The organism is Moorena sp. SIO3I8 (assembly GCF_010692325.1).
In the GTDB taxonomy this organism is placed as follows: domain Bacteria; phylum Cyanobacteriota; class Cyanobacteriia; order Cyanobacteriales; family Coleofasciculaceae; genus Moorena.
In genome coordinates this window covers 1-1110 of sequence record NZ_JAAHHW010000469.1, presented here as the reverse complement: position 1 = coordinate 1110, position 1110 = coordinate 1, and the positions used below count along the sequence as shown (strand labels likewise).

General features: G+C 47.3%; 1 protein-coding gene and 1 pseudogene. One reads left to right on the top strand and one right to left on the bottom strand.

Annotation, left to right across the window (positions count from 1 at the left end; genetic code table 11):
- Window positions 1-762: pseudogene (locus tag F6K51_RS37955) on the bottom strand (IS5 family transposase); the annotation flags it as partial.
- Window positions 763-793: 31 nt separating this feature from the next.
- On the opposite strand from F6K51_RS37955, the gene F6K51_RS37950 reads away from it, so the two are divergent.
- Window positions 794-994 carry a DUF4058 family protein gene (locus F6K51_RS37950; RefSeq protein WP_293031508.1) on the top strand — a complete coding sequence of 67 codons (201 nt, stop codon included), beginning with the start codon at window positions 794-796 and terminating at the stop codon, window positions 992-994.
- Window positions 995-1110 lie beyond the last annotated feature (116 nt).

Below are 1110 nucleotides of genomic sequence, written 5' to 3'. Positions count from 1 at the left end.
ATGCCAAGCGGCGAACCATGATCCATATCATGGCAAGATTTATGAATGTCTCTGATGTTTCAGGCAACAACTCATAGTCTCTGACCAATCGACGGCATCCCATCAGCCAACCAAAAGTGCGCTCCACTACCCAACGCTTTTTAAGTAGTACGAAGCCAATGGTTATGTTGGGGTCGGAGCACGACTTGTACAATCCAACCGCAGACATCCATGACCCACATGATGAAAGGCTCACAACTATTGCCTCCATCAACCCAAATCAGATACAACCGTGAGACCGCTTTGCCCATCTGTTTGACCTTGTGGAGCACTCGTTTACCCCCAACTCGAACCGTCGTACTTGCTGCAGTGACCCTTACACGCAGCGATTTTTCCCAAAGTATCCACTGTGATAAACCGCTTACGACCTTTGATTTTCTTGCCTGCATCAAATCCCACAGCTTGAGTGACCATTGCTGCACTCAAGACACTTTGACGCATCTTCTGCCGCTTCCGATGGACTTGGCTGTCGTTCCTGTTCGATTCTCGTCCACTCTCGCAAACGGTCGTGGATTTGTAACCACGTCCCATCACGCACGCCAGTTGCGGAAATAGGTATACACTGTCTGCCACGGAGGAAAGTCTTTCGGTAAACCTCGCCATCTGACCCCTTCAACTGGACCAATGAAAATTCCGTTGAGCACTTGCCATATATTGACGCGGGCGGTGGCGACCACCAGGTTTGGCTGGAGGATAATGGTCACTAAGGAATTCATACTGGATGCGGTAATGGTCACTAGGCTAAACTTTAGTCATGTGTCTCTCTCGGTGCTTGTATTTTGATAATTTTTACACTCAGAGAGTTTTTTTACTGCCCAACCGACTTTTCAAACATCCTCTGAGACAAGTTTACCAGGAGGCGGCTCTAGACCTTGCGATTGATTATTCAGTGCAGCCTGTTCCAGCGCTGAGTGAGAGTGATTTTCAGTGGGTGCGATCGTTGATGGAATCGTAGGACAGGCTCTCTATATTGCTAATTGCTAGACTCAGTATAAAGCAGTTTTTTGTTGACGCTGTTGACGCTTTGGATAGTCTTTGCCATACCCCTTTACGTTGGATTTTATTTATATT

What these genes read in the sequence shown, in the direction of transcription:
- F6K51_RS37950 (WP_293031508.1), top strand. Translation starts at nt 794, where the DNA reads ATGTGTCTCTCTCGGTGCTTGTATTTTGATAATTTTTACACTCAGAGA.